Source organism: Colwellia sp. 75C3 (assembly GCF_002836255.1).
In the GTDB taxonomy this organism is placed as follows: Bacteria; Pseudomonadota; Gammaproteobacteria; order Enterobacterales; family Alteromonadaceae; genus Colwellia.
The window spans coordinates 1-16,967 of record NZ_PJAU01000050.1; the positions used below are offsets into that span (position 1 = coordinate 1).

Consider the following 16,967-nt stretch of genomic DNA (forward strand, 5'->3'; position numbering starts at 1 on the left):
TCACTATGTGCTAAAAACTCATTAGGTTGATGGGCTTGCTCAATAGAGCCAGGACCAAGCACTATAGTTTGACAACCTAGTTGTTGAATATATGGCGCTTCAGTAGCGTAATTAACCGCACAACAACTATGGCCACTAATCTCTTCGGCAATATCGATAAGGGTACTTGGTTTCTTTTGCTCAAAACTAGGTGAACTTGGATGCAACTCTGCGAAGGTGATTCGACTGGGGTAAAGTTCGGCTAAAGGTTTTAAGGCTTCGCTCAGCCAATTAATCAATTCGTCATCACTCATGCCAGGCAGTGAACGTAAATCAATATCTAAATTACAATGACCACAAATTCTATTGGCATTATCTCCACCAGAAATGGCGCCAAAATTTAGCGTTGGAGCAGGCACATCAAATGCATTATTTTCGTAACTGAGCTGAAATTTTTCTTTTAACTCAATCAACTGACCAATGACTTTATGCATAATCTCTATAGCATTAATGCCAAGATTTGGTTTGCTTGAATGGCCAGATTTACCTTCAACACTAATACGGTGTGACATATGCCCTTTATGCATAATCACAGGCACTAAATTGGTTGGCTCTCCAATAATGGCAACATCAGGTTTTATCGCTTGGCTTTTAGCAAAAAAACGTGCGCCAGCCATAGTCGTTTCTTCATCAGCGGTCGCAAGAATATATAATGGCTTTTTAAGCTGAGTAATGGGTAAGTTTTTACATACTTGCAAAATAAAAGCGAAAAATCCTTTCATATCACAAGTACCTAAACCAAAAAATTTATCTTCCTGGTTAAGGACTTTATGTGGGTCCGATTGCCAACTGTTTTCATCAAAGGGAACCGTGTCACTATGGCCTGCTAATAACAAACCGCCTTCACCATTGCCTAACTTGGCAAGTAAGTTAAATTTATTGCTTGTATCAGGTACTGCTTGAATTTCAATGGTAAAACCAAGTTGCTCAAACCAAGTGGCTAATAGTTGTATCACTTCTTTATTTCCTTGGTCCCAACTTGGTTGTGTTGAGCTGATGGAAGAGCAAGCGATTAACTGGCTTAAGCTTTGACTGAAATTAGGCAGTTGTGTCATATAGAACCTATAAATTATTGAATAAATACTTAAATAGTTATGCTGATTAGTTGCATAACTACCCATGCGATGTTACCTTAGCTTTATAGTGTAAATAACCTGCTTTAATAAGGCTACTTCAAAAATGACAAAGGCTATACCCGATTCGAATAACAGTATGCAAAAAGTGGCAGTTATTGGCGCTAGTGGCTATGCAGGAGCAGAGCTTGTAGGCTTATTATGCCAACATAGTCATGTACAAATTTGTCATTTAGTTGTTTCTGAAAATAGTAGTTCAGAAGGTAAGTTGTTTAGTGATTTACATGGTCGATTTCAAAGTCTATGTGATTTACCGCTAGAAGCGTTTTCATCTGCATGGTTTGATCAATGCGCAGCAGAATTAGATGTGGTCTTCTTTGCTACACCTCATGAATTCAGCGCTGATTGGGCACAAGCATTTGTCGATGCTGGCGTTAAAGTTTTTGACCTTTCCGGTGGCTTTAGATTAAAAGATGCTAATGATTACCCGAAATACTATGGTTTCGAACATGCAAATGTCGATGCGTTAGCCGTAGCCAAATATGGCTTAGCTGAATGGCAGCAAGATGATATTGCTAGTACAAATTTGGTTGCTGTTCCGGGTTGTTATCCAACGGCAAGTTTGCTTTGTTTGAAACCACTTACTAGTAACAATTTAGCTGTAGAAAATTCATTGGTTGTGGTTAATGGCATAAGTGGTGTGAGTGGTGCTGGTAGAAATGCCTCATTAGCAACTAATTTTAATGAAGTGAGTTTAAAAGCTTATAACGTATTGCAACATAGACATCAGCCTGAAATATCTCAAGAAGCGGCTATAGGCGTTATATTTAATCCGCATTTAGCACCTTATAAACGAGGTCTTTTAGTAACCGTAACCTTGCAATTAAATGCAGGGGTTACAAATACTCAGGTTAAGCAAGCTTTTGAACAGGCATATAGTGATAAACCTTTAGTAAGATTAGTAGCTAGTTGGCCTGAAATAGGTAATGTGGCTTATACGCCGTTCGCTGATGTGCATTGGCAGTTTGACGAAGACAAGCAGGTTGTGGTGGTAAGTTGTGCCATTGATAACTTACTTAAAGGCGCGGCTTCACAAGCTGTGCAATGTTTTAATATTTCACTTGGTTTGGCCAGTGAATTTTCGTTAATCAGCAATAAAACGAGTTAAGGAGTAATAATGAACAGCCCATTGCTTAAGCCAAAAGCTAAATCAAGCGTTACATCAGTGCTAAAACCATTAGTCATTAAAATTGGCGGGGCCATTCTTGAAAAAGAATCAGCACTGAATGCTTTATTTAGCGTGATTTCACAGCTGAAAAATAAGCAAGTGGTTTTGGTTCATGGTGGTGGCTGCGTAGTAGATGAAATGTTAGCGCAAGCTGGTTTTACCACTGAAAAAAAGCACGGTTTACGTGTAACGCCTAAAGCGCAAGTCGCGCTAATAAGTGGTGCTCTTGCTGGTACGGTAAATAAAGCTATTGTTGCTACGGCTAACAGTATGGATTTAGCCGCGGTAGGTTTATCGTTAAATGATGGCGATATGATCAGCTGTACTTTATCCACTCAAGATTTAGGTCAGGTAGGCGTACCACAAACGAATAACAGTAAGTTATTAGACTGTTTGCTAAAGGCAAAGTTTTTACCTGTTATTTCTTCAATTGGTGCTCTGGATAATGGTGATTTAGTGAATGTAAATGCCGATGATGCCGCCGTTGCTATTTGCCAGTTACTCAATGCGGAACTTTTGTTACTCACCGATGTTAATGGTGTTAAAGGCGCAGATGGTGAGTATTTACCGACACTTAATGCGGAGCAAGCTCAAAACCTAATTAAGCAGGGCGTTATTGCCGGCGGTATGACAGCGAAAGTCAATGCTGCTTTGCATGCCGCCCAACAGTTACGACGAAGTATCGCGGTTGCCAGTTGGCAATCGCCAGAGCAAATTAGCCAATTACTTGATGGTTACGGTGTTGGTACACAAATTCAGCCAAACTAGTTTTAAGCAACGTTATCATCAAAAGCTTTAAAGAAATATTAAGAGAAAATACTATGTCGACAAATACTGCATTCCAACAATTAAACAATTTTTTGGCTGATGATCAGTTAAATAAAACCGAATTATTAGCATTAATCGAATTAGCGATTAACATTAAGAAAAATCCTACGGACTATAGCCAAGTATTAGCTGGCAAGTCAGTGGCAATGATCTTTGAAAAACCGTCCCTAAGAACACACGTCAGTTTTGATATGGGCATTAATAAGTTAGGTGGCCATGCATTATATTTGGGTCAACAAAATGGTAAGTTAGGCGAGCGTGAACGAGTGAGTGATTACGCAAAAAACTTGTCTTGTTTTGCTGATGTTATTGTTGCAAGAGTATTTAGCCATGAATCTATTCAAGGTTTAGCTGAGCACGCAAGTATTCCTGTTATTAATGCGTTATGTGATGTTTATCACCCTTGTCAGGCATTGGCTGATTTTGTCACGCTATCAGAGAGCTACCCAGATTTAAGCCAAGTAAAATTAGCCTATGTGGGAGATGGCAATAATGTATCTAACTCATTAATGATCATGGCAGCAACGTTAGGGGTAGATTTTACTTTAGTATCCCCACCAGGACATGAAGCACAAGCAGACATAGTTGAAAAAACTAAAAAACTTGCCCAAGCGTCAGGCAGTAAGCTAATACTTACCAATGATATCGACGCCATTGGTAAACAAGATGTCATTTATACCGATACTTGGATTTCTATGGGTGATGAAGATTCAACTAAGAAAGCTGAAATTTTAGCTAAGTTTGCACCTTATCAAGTAAATCATGCTCTGATGGTAAAAGCGCAAGCGAGCATGGTATTACACTGCCAACCTGCGCATTTGGAAGAAGAAATAACGACTGAGTTATTTGATAGTGAATTATCAAAAGTATTCCAACAGGCAGAAAATAGAATGTGGGCACAGAACGCCGTGTTAGTCGCACTATTCACTAATTAATCACTGTTCTAACTATTTGAGGCGATAGCGGCGTCAAAAGTACTCATTGACTAACGTCAACTCCGTGCTTTTTTCTTGCTCTAGCATCAAATAGCATAGCGAACAGTGATAAATTAGAGGTAGTGTGAACAAATAACCTAAGACATTTATTAGCAGTAATAATGAAATAATTTAGACTAAGTTGGTAATAATACTAACTAGTCATACCCAAAAATTTAAGAGAGAAGAAAATGGCTTTAACTAAGAAAAAAATCAAAAAAGTAGTATTGGCATACTCAGGTGGATTAGATACTTCAGCGATCATTCCATGGTTAAAAGAAAACTATGACGGCTGTGAAGTCATCGCATTTTGTGCTGATGTTGGTCAAGGTGATGAAGAGCTTGAAGGGGTTAAAGAAAAAGCCATTGCTTCAGGTGCATCGGAATGTTACGTAGTTGATCTAAAAGAAGAATATGTAAAAGAATATATCTACCCAATTTTAAAAACTGGCTCTGTTTACGAAGGTCAATATTTATTAGGTACGTCAATGGCACGACCTATTATTGCTAAAGCACACATAGAAATAGCCCTTAAAGTTGGCGCTGATGCCGTTTGTCATGGTTGTACCGGTAAAGGTAACGACCAAGTACGTTTTGAAGCTTGTTTTGCTGCACTAGCGCCAGAGCTGACAGTAATTGCGCCATGGCGTGAGTGGGATATGGTTTCTCGTGAAGACTTACTTGATTACTTAGCAGAACGTGATATTCCTTGTGCTGCTTCATTAACCAAAATTTACAGCCGTGATGCGAATGCTTGGCATATCTCGCATGAAGGCGGAGAGTTAGAAGACCCATGGTGTGAGCCATCAAAAGAAGTATGGACGATGACGGTTGATCCAATGGATGCGCCAGATGTGCCAGAAAAAGTACAATTAAGTTTTCTTGAAGGCGAATTAGTTGCTATTGACGGAAAAGACTTTTCTCAAAGTGGTGCCGGTGCTTATGAAGCGCTAATGTACTTAAACGAGAAAGGTGCTGCACACGGTGTCGGCAGAATCGATATTGTTGAAAACCGTTTGGTTGGTATGAAGTCTCGAGGTTGTTATGAAACACCCGGTGGAACAATTTTAATGGCTGCTTACAAAGGTTTAGAAACACTTATTCTAGATAAAGAGTCACTTAAATACCGTGAATCTGTCGGTCTTGAATTCTCTCATGTTATTTATGATGGTCGTTGGTTTACACCACTTGCTAAAGCACAGCTAGCTTCAGCTGCATCGTTTGCTGAAAAGCTAACAGGTGACGTGGTTGTTAAGTTATACAAAGGCATGGCGCAAGTGATTCAACGTCGTTCACCAAATAGCTTGTATTCTGAAGCATTTGCAACGTTTGGTGCTGATGATGTTTATGACCAAAAACACGCTGAAGGATTTATTCGTTTGTTCAGCTTATCAAGCCGTATTACAGCGCTTTCTCAAAATGGCTCACTAAAAGATAAGGCAGAATAACCATGGCTTTATGGGGCGGAAGGTTTAAAGAGAAGGCGAGTTTACAATTTAAGAAATTTAATGACTCGCTACCGGTAGATTACCGCATGGCCGTACAAGATATTGTTGGCTCAATCGCTTGGGCGCAGTCAATTCACGAAGTTGGTGTAATAAACGATGATGAATTGCTTCGTTTAACGGCAGCCCTACAAGAGTTAAAAGCGTCGGTAGAAGAAAATCCAAAGCAAATTTTGTTATCTGATGCGGAAGATATTCATAGCTGGGTCGAAATTCAGTTAATTGAAAAAACCGGTGATTTAGGCAAGAAACTCCATACGGGTCGTAGTCGTAACGACCAAGTAGCAACTGATTTAAAGCTTTGGTGTAAAGAAACTGGCGGTGAACTATTGTTTGCTTTAGTGAACTTACAGCAAGCTATGATGAATTTAGCTGAACGTGAAAAAGATACTGTGTTACCGGGTTATACCCATTTACAGCGCGCACAACCGATAACGTTCGGTCATTGGTGTTTAGCATATGTGGAAATGTTTAACCGTGATATTGGTCGTCTCAAAGATGCGCTATATCGTTTAGATGTTTCGCCGCTTGGCTCTGGCGCATTAGCAGGTACCGCATATCCAATTGACAGAAATGCCTTAGCTAACCGTTTAGGTTTTAGAACCGCGACCATGAACAGTCTTGATGCTGTATCTGATAGAGATCACGTTATTGAGTTGTTGGCTTCAGCCAGTATTTCTATGATGCATTTATCACGTTTTGCAGAAGATTTAATTTTCTACAACTCAGGTGAAGCTGGCTTTGTTGAAATGAGTGACTTAGTGAGCTCTGGTTCATCATTGATGCCACAGAAGAAAAACCCTGATGCATGTGAATTAATTCGTGGTAAATCAGGACGTGTTTTTGGTGCATTAACGGGTATGTTAACCACAATGAAAGCGTTGGCGCTTGCTTACAATAAAGATATGCAAGAAGACAAAGAAGGTTTGTTCGACGCGCTTGATACTTGGCAAGAATGTATGGAAATGGCGGTGTTGGTCGCGGATGGTTTAAAAGTAAACCGTTCACGTACACTAGCTGCAGCACAACAAGGTTATGCTAACGCAACGGAACTTGCCGACTATTTAGTGGGTAAAGATATTCCGTTCCGTGAAGCACATCATATTGTTGGCGAAGTGGTATTAGCGGCTATTGATAAAGGTGTACCGTTAGAAGATTTAACCATAAGCCAACTGCAAGAATTCAGTGATAAAATTGAGCAGGATGTGTATCAACATCTTTCAATTGAATCGACGCTTAATAAACGTGAAGCCCTTGGCGGTACTTCACGTTCACAAGTTAAAAAAGCGCTGGCGACTACACAGTCAGGTAATGAAGCTATTTTAAATGAGCAAGTTGTTGGTGCGCCAGGTAAACAACGAATTCAAGTAGCACTTAAACAGGTTAAACAACGTTTAAATGCTCAACGTGCCGCGGCTATGTCGGTTCGTCGAGCAAGAATGTCTGATGTTGACAGTATTTTTCAACTGACTACATTTTGGGCTGATAAAGGTGAGATTCTCCCACGTACTCGTGACAATATAATTCACGATATTCAGAACTTTGTCGTAGCTGAGCTTGATGGTCAGGTTGTTGGTACCGCTTCGCTTTATATCTATCAAACAGGTTTAGCAGAAATACGTTCTGTTGTTGTTGAAGATAATGCGCAAAAGCAGGGACAAGGTGAGGCCTTAGTTCAGTATTTGTTAGAATTTGCTCATCAAATGGAATTAGAACAAATAATTGTTCTTACTTATATCCCTCAGTACTTTGAACAACTTGGTTTTAACTTAATTGATAAAGGATCGCTAGCCGAGAATATTATCGAAGACAGCGAACCAAGTCCTCATAAAGATCCTGCTGATGAAGTCGCGATGGAATATATACTCAGTCAGCCTCAACAGGCATAATTTCAGTGGGAATTAAAAATGATTTAGGCAAGGCATTCGCTTTAACTAATGGTTATTCCATTATTAAAGTTAATAACGATGAATAAATCATTTTTAAACCCATCAAAGAAGCTTGTGAGCCAGTTCATTTTGTTGTTGCAGCAATTAAAATAGGGAATAACCATTATTTTATTACTGCGCCTAAAACTGAAATGGCCCACAAGCTCTGAAAATGCATTTTGAGATTGATTGAGTATATTGTGGGTCAAAGTAAATAGCAGTCAATAAAGAGTAATAACTCAAAGAATGGAAAGCATGAATAATAGCGAGCAGAATTACGTAAAATGGTTTAGAAATGCAGCACCCTATATTAATGCGCACCGTGGAAAAACGGTGGTACTTATGTTTGGTGGTGAAGCCGTTACTCACCCAAATTTTGCTAATATTATTCATGATATTTCATTATTACGTAGTTTAGGTGTGAAACTAGTGGTAGTGCATGGAGCACGGCCGCAAATTGAAGATCGTATGCAGCAACGAGGTCTTGAAGCAAGTATTGTAAATAATATTCGTGTCACAGATGCACAAACCTTAGTTGCGGTGAAAGATGCTACCGGTTCCTTACGTCTTCATATTGAAGCATTGCTCTCAACTGGCTTAGTTAATTCGCCTATGCACGGATCACAAATCCGTGTAAGTACCGGTAATTTTGTTATTGCGAAACCCATGGGAGTTCGCAGTGGTGTTGATTATAAGTACACGGGTAGCGTTAGAAGAATAGATTCAGATGGTATTAACATGCAGTTGGATTATGGATCTATTGTTTTACTCTCTCCAATCGGTTACTCACCAACAGGCGAAGTATTTAACCTTGCCTTAGAAGATGTTGCCACACAAACAGCTATTTCGTTGAAGGCAGATAAGCTTATTGCCTTTACCGAAGACGAAGGGCTTATTGATAAGTCTGGCGAGTTAATTCGTAGTTGTAGTGTTCGTACAGTAAAAACCTTACTTGATGAAAATGACTGCCATGTGCGTCAATTATTACTTCGCTCTATCATTCAAAGTGGTGAAAATGGCGTTGAACGTTGTCATTGTGTCAGTTATCAAAGTGATACCGCATTATTACAAGAGCTTTTTACCCGCGATGGTGCTGGTACTTTGATTGCCAAAGATCATAAAGAATTAATTGCTACAGCCACAATAGATGATGTTGCTGGAATATTAGAATTGATACAGCCACTTGAGGAGGAAGGGGTTTTAGTTAAGCGCTCTCGTGAATTACTTGAGATGGAAATAGAATGTTTCACTGTTCTCAAAAAAGAAGACGTGATCATCGCTTGCGCTGCTTTATATCCCTACCCTGAAGCGAACTCAGGTGAAGTTGCTTGTGTAGTTATTGACCCAGACTATCGTAAAGGTAATCGAGGTGAAAGAATTATAAGTGCTTTAGAACTTAGTGCTAAAAAGAAGGGACTAACGTCTTTATTCTTATTAACAACGGTGAGTGGACATTGGTTCAGAGAACAAGGTTTTATAGAGACATCACTGGAAAGATTGCCTGAAGGGAAAAAGAAGATGTATAACTTTCAGCGTAATTCGAAAGTGTTTATCAAAGATATATAAAAATTAGTTCTAGATTAACTAAAATACAAAAGCCGTCAGCGTAAAGTTAACGGCTTTTTTATTATTAATTCCCATTAAAACAGTTCTTCTTCCTCTTGTTTTTCTTTGTCACCTGATAATATCTCACTGCTGTTATCTTCAACAACATACTCAGTTGGTACATTACCAAGACGGAAGTATTCAAACTGACTGGTTTTATCGGTTTTTGTTGTTAACTTTCCGGTTGCTTTATCAATACGCACGGAAACAATATCAACGGGAGGCTGAAAACCTTCGTCTTCTAGTTCTTCGAGGGCAACACGCATAAAATCAATCCATGCAGGTTGCGCTGATTTACCACCAAATTCGTTACCTGTAGTTTGGTCTTTACCCAAGTTACTGTTAGAAACGGTTTGACCTAAAATATGACTAGGGTCATCAAAACCTATCCATGAGGTGGTGATTAAACGTTTACTAAAGCCTGAAAACCAAGCATCTTTGGCTTCGTTGGTTGTACCTGTTTTACCCGCAATATCTCGACGTTTCAGTGCTCTTGCTCGTGAACCTGTCCCTTGCCAGGCAAACTTGGTATTCCAATCGGCTCCCCAAATAGCTGTATTAAGCGCTTGAGTGATTAAAAAAGCATTTTGTGGACTAATGATGCGAGTTGCTTGTTTTACTTCTATAACTGAATCCGAGTCAGAAATGAATAATTCTGGATTATTATTTTGAATGTCACCATTTAAAGTGTCAGCAGTTAAAAATTCATCAGTATTAAGTGATGCTAGTGCTTGCTCTGCTTCATCAAATTCACTTATTTCAACACAAGGGTCGCAAGCGAGGGCAGGGTTGGCTTGATAAATAATTTCACCATCACTGTTTTCTATCCGCTCAATCAAATAGGGTTCAATTAAAAACCCACCGTTAGCAAAAGCGGCAAAGCCAGTTGCTACTTCTAAAGGGGTTAAAGAGGCAGATCCAAGTGCTAATGTTTGACTACGTGGTAAATCACTAGGATTAAAACCAAAAGCAGTTAAATGGTTGATGGTATTGGTAATTCCGATACTTTGTAATAACCGTACAGCGACAACATTTTTAGATTGTGCTAGCGCTAATCTTACCCTCAACAGACCAGAATAAACTTCTGGAGAGTTCCTAGGACGCCAAACAACACCTGAACTTTTATCCGATTGGTTTATCGGAGCATCGTTGACTAAGGAAGCAAGGGTGAAACCATGCTCTAGGGCTGCAGAATAAATAAAAGGTTTAATATTCGAACCGACTTGACGTTTAGCTTGCGTAACACGGTTAAACTGACTTTGTTTGAAACTAAAACCACCAACTGCCGCTTTAATAGCGCCATCATCTGGAGATAAGGATACTATAGCAGCACTTGCTGTTGGAAGTTGCCCTAGTCGGTAATTATCATCAGGCATTTTACTGACTAAAATAATATCTCCGTATTTAAGGATATCGGTTGCAAGTTTTGGTGGCGTACCTTGTTTTTGATCATTGATGTAAGGACGTGCCCAAGCGAGTCCCTGCCACTTTATCGTAGCTGTTTCTGTATTCTGTAGCTGGATACTGACCGATTTTTCTTCAATCGCAATAACGACAGCGGGTACAAGCATTTGATAATAGTTTGCTTGTGAAAGTGCTTTAGTGATTTCCGCTTGTGTTAATGGGTGGACTTGGTTGTCTACCGCTATATTTTTTGATGATACTGGAACAGGTCTAAGTGAAGTAAGAGGGCCTCGGTAGCCGTGACGTTGATCGTAATTCAATAAATTATTTACCAGTGCTTGCTCTGCTGCGGTCTGCAGTTTTCCCGTTACTGTGGTAAATACTTTGTAGCCTTCGGTATAGGCTTTTTCTTTTCCATAACGTTTAAGTATTTCATTATGTGCCATTTCAGCGACATAGGGGGCATTCAATTCAATTTCTGCACCATGCTTTTTACCTGTTATAGGTGCATTTTTGGCTGTCTGATATTGTAGATCAGAAATATAACCGCTAACTAACATACGTTGTAATACTACAGAACGGCGAGCTTTAGCGCGTTCAGGAGAACGAATAGGGTTTAACGTTGAAGGCGCTTTTGGTAACCCGGCTAAAACAGCAATCTGAGCAAGGTTAAGTTCATGAATCTCTTTACCATAATAAACTTGTGCTGCGGCGCCAAAACCAAATGATCGATGACCGAGCTCAATTTTATTAATGTATAACATTAATATTTCATCTTTACTCAGTAAGCTTTCAATATGAAAAGACAGGAATATCTCACGAATCTTTCGGGTATAGGTTACTTCACGAGTAAGGAAGAAGTTACGTGCAACTTGCATGGTAATCGTACTTGCGCCACCTTTGTCCTGTCCCATTAACTTACCAAGGACAGCACGTCCCATACCTATTGGATCAACCCCGAAATGCATATAAAAACGGTCGTCTTCTGTCGCTAATAGTGCATCGATGAGCTGTTGAGGTACCTGATCAAATGTCAGAGGTGTTCGCTTTTTTTCACCAAATTGGGAAATTAGCAAGCCGTCTCGGCTATAAATTTGCAATGGCGTTTGCCAGTGCAAGTCTTTTAATGATTCAACGTTAGGTAATTCCGAACGCATTGATAGATATAAACTATAAATGCCAAGTGATGTCAAAATAAACAGTATCAGACTGACTTTTATTAAATATTTGATTGAAAACACAGCAAAAGACCAATAAGTGGATTAAAATGTAAGATATTACTAGTATATCGTGTAAAAGCATGTAATAAATGTATTTATGCGTATTTTGCGTCTAAAATAATTACAAAAATAAAATTGTAGGTCTTTATGCTAGACAAACTATGGAAAAAGAAAAGTTCAATGATGGTGGGAATCGATATTGGTTCTCATTCTGCGAAAGCTGTATTGTTGAGTCAGGGAAGTGAAGGTTTTGTAATAGAAGACTTTGCTATTGAACCTATGCCACGAGGATCCGTTGTAGATCGAGAAATTCAAGATATTGAAGCGGTCGGGGCAGTTGTTGCCAAAATACGCAAGAAAATCTCATCTAAGGCTACCGAAGCTGCAGCAGCTGTATCAGGGCAAACTGTTATCACTAAAGTAATCTATATGGATGTTGCTTTGACAGAGGATGAGCTTGCTAGCCAAATAGAAATTGAAGCAGATAGCCTCATTCCATTCCCTCTTGATGAAGTCAGTTTAGATTTTGAAACCCTGGATGTTAACGAGTCTGATCCGAGTAAAGTGAATGTATTACTTAGCGCAGCGCGTACTGAGTCTATTGAAGCGCGTGTCGCAGCATTAGAGGCTGGAGACTTTCAAGCAAAAGTAATTGATGTTGAATCTTATGCTGTTGGTCGAGCTTACGACCTATGCTTAACACAACTGCCTGAAGATGCGAAAGATAAGGTAGTGGCAATTGTTGATATTGGTTCAACGGTTACACTTTTCTCCGCTACTGATGCGGGTAAGCATATTTATAGTCGAGATCAAATGTTTGGAGGTGAGCAATACACTCGTTCTATTGTCTCTTATTACAATAAATCCTTTGAACAAGCAGAAGAGGCAAAAACCACTAACGATTTACCACCTAATTATACCTTTGAAGTATTGGCACCTTTTCATACAGTGTTAATGCAGCAAATACGTCGCGCAATTCAAATGTTTTTGACTACAAGTGGCCAGGGAAAAGTTGATTATTTATTGATTTCCGGCGGAACAGCGGCATTAGAAGGTATCGAAACATTACTTACCGACGAATTAGGTATCCATACAGTTATTGCTAATCCTTTCAATGATATGTCTTATGGTGACTCAATTGAACAAGACGAGCTTGCTAATGTTGCGCCTCAATTAATGGTGGCAACAGGTTTGGCCTTAAGGAGCTTTACGCCATGGCACATATAAACCTACTCCCTTGGCGCGAAGCGGCACTAAAGGCGCAGCAAAAAGAATACTTTACCATTTTAGCTGCGGTTGGTTTATTTACCTTAGCATTGGTTCTATGTACTAACTTTTATTTTCAAGCGCGTATTGATGGTCAGAATAGTAAAAATCAATACCTAAAAAATGAAATTGCACAACTTGATATTCAAATTGCTGAGATAAAAACCTTAAACGATAAAAAATTGGCACTACAAAAACGCATTAATGTTGTTGAGCAGTTAGGACGTAGCCGAAATGTAGGTACGCAAGTACTTGACGAAATAGCTAAGATTATTCCGAATGGTATTTATATTATTGAACTTGAAAAACAAGGTAATATCTTACAGGTTACAGGGAAAAGTGAATCGAACAATCATTTAGCTAACATGATTCGCGCGGTTGAATTATCAGACCTATTTGTTGATGCGACCCCTGAGTCTATAACGGCTGATGATGGATCTCCTAAACTGCTTAGTAGTTTCAAAATGAAAGTTAAAATTAAAGGTTTAGAAAATTATACTAAGAAAGGGAGCAAATAATGAAGTTTGACGCATCCCAGTTTGATAACCTTGAACTTGATAATATCGGGCAGTGGCCAGCAGCTGCAAAGTTGCTTTTAGCGATTTTTTTAGCGGTAACCATCGCGTTTTTAGGTTATATGGGCTTAATTAGCGACCAAATTAAACAACTTGATCGTGTTGTTGCTGAGGAAAGTACTTTAAAGGAGTCTTATCGTGCTAAATATCATGTTGCGGCTAATTTAGAGTTATTTCGAGCTCAAATGGTGGAAGCAGAAGATACTTTTGCCAACCAACTCCGACAATTACCTAATAGTCATCAAATCCCAGGACTATTAGATGATATTACTTTTGTTGGTACAACGAGTGGTCTAGACTTTGTAAAGTTAGAATGGCAACCAGAAGTTGTTAAACAAATTTATATCGAATTACCGATTGATATTGAAGTAATAGGTCCTTATCACTCATTTGGACAGTTTGTGAGTAAAATTGCGGACTTGCCAAGAATTGTGACTCTGCATGACTTTAAAATAAGTATTTCACAAGGTGATAGTGAAACTTTAAATCTAAAGTTGCAGGCTAAAACCTACCGTTATCAAGGGGATGCAGTTAAATGACAACCCATAGTTTAACATATAATACGTCAAAAATTTTCAGTGTCATTGCGCTTACTTTGCTCTCAGGTTGTTTTGACGATACTACTGAAATAAAAACGCATATGGCACAGGTGAAAGCGACCACTACTAATTATATTGATCCCATGCCTGAGGTACACCCATTTAATCATATCGCTTATTCAGCAGATGATTTACGTAGTCCATTTGTATTACCTAGACCTGAAGCTATTCAGCAAAAGATGCAACAAATGGCGGGATGTTTAAGTCCTGATAATAATCGTCGTAAACAACCATTAGAAAAATATGCTTTAAGTGACTTAACTATGCGCGGCACCCTTGGTGATGCAAGTATGCTCTGGGCTCTACTGGAAGCTTCTGATTTAAGTCTACATAGAGTTGCGTTAGGAAATTATCTTGGCTTGTATAATGGCCGAATTACACAGGTGAGTGCAAAAACAGTGAAAATAATTGAATTAGCTCCAGATGGTGCAGGATGTTGGGTAGAGCGTGAAGCTACATTGAATATTGTGCAATCTGAAGAGTCAAATAAGTAAAGGAATTAATAATGCTATTTAATCAAACGAACAATTATAAAAGCTTTACTGCTGTTAAAGAACTCTGGCTTACCACTGTATTTTTATTGTCTGCAGTATTGCTGTCATTTTCAGTCACTGCTGCTGAAGGTGATTCGGTAAATAACAATGAATTGGTTGGTATTTCATATAATACAATTCAAAGTGATCAAATTGTGCTTGTTTTCAGTTTTGCACAAAATATCACTAGTCTACCTGAAGTCAAAACTTCGATGACGCCTGCTTTTGTTGAAGTGACTTTTGACGCAAATGCCTTTGATAAAGACCAAAAAGAAACGCTAGTGAATCATGCCGGTGTAAAGTCAATTAATCTAAATGCTACAACAGGAAAAGTTGTTGCATTGATTAGTTTAGAGAAACTTGCTGTTTTTGATGTCTCATTAAATAATGATAAAGAATTTTCTATTACCTTTAATTATGGGGAATCAGCTGAAGTTGTTGAAACACTGAGTCCTGCAGGTGACGAGTTTATTAACCATATAGAGTCGATTGATTTTAGGTTAAATGCTGAAAATGAAGGACAAATTTTAATTTATTTGAAAGATAACATGCTCGCTGCTGATGTTAATGACAAGCTAGGTAAATTAAATGTTGAATTTCATAACACCGAAATTGTTGACGATTTACTTTACAAATTAGATGTAACTGATTTTGGGACACTAGTTACCAGTATTGAGACTTTCAAAGAAGGGCGTAACGCACGCTTAGTTATCGAAGTGGATAGTAACTTTATATTTACCCAGAAACAGGAAGACAATTTATTTATTCTAACGGTAAAAGAAAAAGCGGTAAAAGAGCCTAGCTATATAGGTGAGTCTGATGATTTTAATGGCCGTAGTATTTCATTAAGTTTTCAAGATATCCCCGTACGTACTGTTTTACAGATTATTGCTGATTATAATGAATTTAACTTAATTATCAGCGATACCGTGACAGGTAATATCACCTTACGTCTTGATGGCGTTCCTTGGGATCAAGCGTTAAGTATTATCTTAAAAGTGAAAGGTTTAGATAAACGTATGCAAGGTAATATCTTAATGGTAGCTCCTGCTGATGAATTAGCTGCTCGTGAAGCGCAAACTTTGCAGGCTAAGCAACAAGTTGAAGAGTTAGCTCCTTTGTATTCTGAGTATGTTCAAATTAATTATGCTAAAGCAGCTGAGTTTGCAGAGTTAATTAAAAATGAAGATACTAGCATCTTATCTCCTCGTGGTAGCGTGTCAGTTGATGAGCGTACCAATACTTTACTAATACGCGATACAGCCAGAAGCATTGAAGACATTAAACGTATGGTCACTATTCTTGATGTTGCTGTTCGACAGGTTGTTATTGAAGCTAGAATGGTTACAGTCAAAGATAATATGAATGAAGAGCTTGGTATTCGTTGGGGTGTAACTAATACCGATGGCGAGTATTCAACTTCGGGTAGTATTGAAGGAAATGGTACTGCTAGCGGAGCAAGATCAAATACTCCAGGAGTACCTACAGTTCCTTCGCTTGGTGATGGGTTAAATGTAAACCTTCCAGTCGCCAATGCCGCAGGAACAATTGCTTTTCAAATTGCTAGGTTAGCTAATGGAACAATTTTAGATCTTGAACTTTCAGCGCTAGAAAAAGAAAATAAAGGTGAAGTGATTGCTAGCCCGCGAATTACTACTGCAAATCAAAAGGAAGCTTACATCGAGCAGGGTGTTGAAATTCCATACCAAGAAGCCGCTTCGAGTGGTGCAACAGCAACACAGTTTAAAAAGGCAGTCTTGAGTTTGAAAGTAACACCACATATAACCCCAGATGATAAAATTATTCTGGATTTAGTTATAACCCAAGATACAGTATCTGATATCACCAGTGGTTCAGCACCCGCTATAGATACTCAGCGTATTGGCACTCAGGTTTTAGTTAATAACGGTGAGACTATCGTTTTAGGTGGTATATATCAGCAAGCTATTATTAGCACAGTATCTAAAATTCCATTGTTAGGTGATATCCCATACCTAGGTTGGTTATTTAGAAATACAAGCCAGTTAAATGAGAAAAAAGAACTGTTAATATTCGTTACACCGAGAATTGTAACGGAACACTTTTAGAATCTTGCGCTAAGGAAATCCATTAAATGCCGTGTTATTTCGACATTTAATGGATTTTTTGTTTTAATAAGTGAGTTTTTAACAAAGATAACGTTATTGTTGC

General features: G+C 38.7%; 13 protein-coding genes. 11 read left to right on the forward strand and 2 right to left on the reverse strand.

Annotated features, from left to right (window positions below; genetic code table 11):
- On the reverse strand, positions 1 to 1,094 hold a 1,094-nt coding region (gene argE, locus CXF85_RS11405; RefSeq protein WP_101228727.1), incomplete at its 3' end, for an acetylornithine deacetylase.
- 124 nt (positions 1,095 to 1,218) lie between these two features.
- Here argE and argC point away from each other — a divergent pair.
- From argC to argA, 6 genes are all read left to right on the forward strand, one after another.
- A complete protein-coding gene (gene argC, locus CXF85_RS11410) occupies positions 1,219 to 2,280 on the forward strand; it encodes an N-acetyl-gamma-glutamyl-phosphate reductase (RefSeq protein WP_101228662.1) in 1,062 nt (353 codons plus the stop codon).
- A 9-nt stretch (positions 2,281 to 2,289) separates the two neighbouring features.
- On the forward strand, positions 2,290 to 3,108 hold the full coding sequence (gene argB, locus CXF85_RS11415; RefSeq protein WP_101228663.1) for an acetylglutamate kinase: 819 nt from the start codon (positions 2,290 to 2,292) through the stop codon (positions 3,106 to 3,108).
- A gap of 53 nt (positions 3,109 to 3,161) precedes the next feature.
- A complete protein-coding gene (locus CXF85_RS11420) occupies positions 3,162 to 4,103 on the forward strand; it encodes an ornithine carbamoyltransferase (RefSeq protein WP_101228664.1) in 942 nt (313 codons plus the stop codon).
- Between the two features lie 230 nt (positions 4,104 to 4,333).
- On the forward strand, positions 4,334 to 5,590 hold the full coding sequence (locus tag CXF85_RS11425) for an argininosuccinate synthase (protein WP_101228665.1): 1,257 nt from the start codon (positions 4,334 to 4,336) through the stop codon (positions 5,588 to 5,590).
- Positions 5,591 to 5,592: 2 nt separating this feature from the next.
- Positions 5,593 to 7,536 (forward strand): argininosuccinate lyase, encoded by a 1,944-nt coding sequence (argH, locus tag CXF85_RS11430; protein WP_101228666.1) that lies wholly within the window; start codon positions 5,593 to 5,595, stop codon positions 7,534 to 7,536.
- Positions 7,537 to 7,830: 294 nt separating this feature from the next.
- Entirely contained in the window at positions 7,831 to 9,141 is a 1,311-nt protein-coding gene (gene argA / locus CXF85_RS11435) for an amino-acid N-acetyltransferase (RefSeq protein WP_101228667.1), read from the forward strand.
- A 74-nt stretch (positions 9,142 to 9,215) separates the two neighbouring features.
- Here argA and CXF85_RS11440 read toward each other — a convergent pair whose 3' ends face one another.
- A complete protein-coding gene (locus CXF85_RS11440; protein WP_101228668.1) occupies positions 9,216 to 11,825 on the reverse strand; it encodes a penicillin-binding protein 1A in 2,610 nt (869 codons plus the stop codon).
- Positions 11,826 to 11,951: 126 nt separating this feature from the next.
- Between CXF85_RS11440 and CXF85_RS11445 the strand changes: the two genes are divergently transcribed.
- The 5 genes from CXF85_RS11445 to CXF85_RS11465 are packed head-to-tail and all read left to right on the forward strand — an operon-like array spanning position 11,952 to position 16,864.
- Positions 11,952 to 13,031 (forward strand): pilus assembly protein PilM, encoded by a 1,080-nt coding sequence (locus tag CXF85_RS11445; RefSeq protein WP_101228669.1) that lies wholly within the window; start codon positions 11,952 to 11,954, stop codon positions 13,029 to 13,031.
- Positions 13,019 to 13,588, forward strand: a complete 570-nt coding sequence (locus tag CXF85_RS11450; protein ID WP_101228670.1) for a PilN domain-containing protein — start codon at positions 13,019 to 13,021, stop codon at positions 13,586 to 13,588. The genes CXF85_RS11445 and CXF85_RS11450 overlap by 13 nt, the downstream gene beginning before the upstream one ends.
- Positions 13,588 to 14,184 (forward strand): type 4a pilus biogenesis protein PilO, encoded by a 597-nt coding sequence (locus CXF85_RS11455; protein WP_101228671.1) that lies wholly within the window; start codon positions 13,588 to 13,590, stop codon positions 14,182 to 14,184. The genes CXF85_RS11450 and CXF85_RS11455 overlap by 1 nt, the downstream gene beginning before the upstream one ends.
- Positions 14,181 to 14,738 (forward strand): pilus assembly protein PilP, encoded by a 558-nt coding sequence (locus CXF85_RS11460; protein ID WP_101228672.1) that lies wholly within the window; start codon positions 14,181 to 14,183, stop codon positions 14,736 to 14,738. Before CXF85_RS11455 ends, CXF85_RS11460 begins: the two co-directional genes overlap by 4 nt.
- 11 nt (positions 14,739 to 14,749) lie before the next feature.
- Positions 14,750 to 16,864 carry a type IV pilus secretin PilQ gene (locus CXF85_RS11465; protein WP_101228673.1) on the forward strand — a complete coding sequence of 705 codons (2,115 nt, stop codon included), beginning with the start codon at positions 14,750 to 14,752 and terminating at the stop codon, positions 16,862 to 16,864.
- Positions 16,865 to 16,967 lie beyond the last annotated feature (103 nt).

Excerpts from the sequence above, each read along its gene's own strand:
- CXF85_RS11460 (WP_101228672.1), top strand. The coding sequence starts at position 14,181 with ATGACAACCCATAGTTTAACATATAATACGTCAAAAATTTTCAGTGTC.
- CXF85_RS11425 (WP_101228665.1), top strand. The coding sequence starts at position 4,334 with ATGGCTTTAACTAAGAAAAAAATCAAAAAAGTAGTATTGGCATACTCA.
- CXF85_RS11420 (WP_101228664.1), top strand. The coding sequence starts at position 3,162 with ATGTCGACAAATACTGCATTCCAACAATTAAACAATTTTTTGGCTGAT.
- CXF85_RS11455 (WP_101228671.1), top strand. The coding sequence starts at position 13,588 with ATGAAGTTTGACGCATCCCAGTTTGATAACCTTGAACTTGATAATATC.
- CXF85_RS11465 (WP_101228673.1), top strand. The coding sequence starts at position 14,750 with ATGCTATTTAATCAAACGAACAATTATAAAAGCTTTACTGCTGTTAAA.
- argA (WP_101228667.1), top strand. The coding sequence starts at position 7,831 with ATGAATAATAGCGAGCAGAATTACGTAAAATGGTTTAGAAATGCAGCA.
- CXF85_RS11450 (WP_101228670.1), top strand. The coding sequence starts at position 13,019 with ATGGCACATATAAACCTACTCCCTTGGCGCGAAGCGGCACTAAAGGCG.
- argH (WP_101228666.1), top strand. The coding sequence starts at position 5,593 with ATGGCTTTATGGGGCGGAAGGTTTAAAGAGAAGGCGAGTTTACAATTT.
- CXF85_RS11445 (WP_101228669.1), top strand. The coding sequence starts at position 11,952 with ATGCTAGACAAACTATGGAAAAAGAAAAGTTCAATGATGGTGGGAATC.
- argC (WP_101228662.1), top strand. The coding sequence starts at position 1,219 with ATGACAAAGGCTATACCCGATTCGAATAACAGTATGCAAAAAGTGGCA.
- argB (WP_101228663.1), top strand. The coding sequence starts at position 2,290 with ATGAACAGCCCATTGCTTAAGCCAAAAGCTAAATCAAGCGTTACATCA.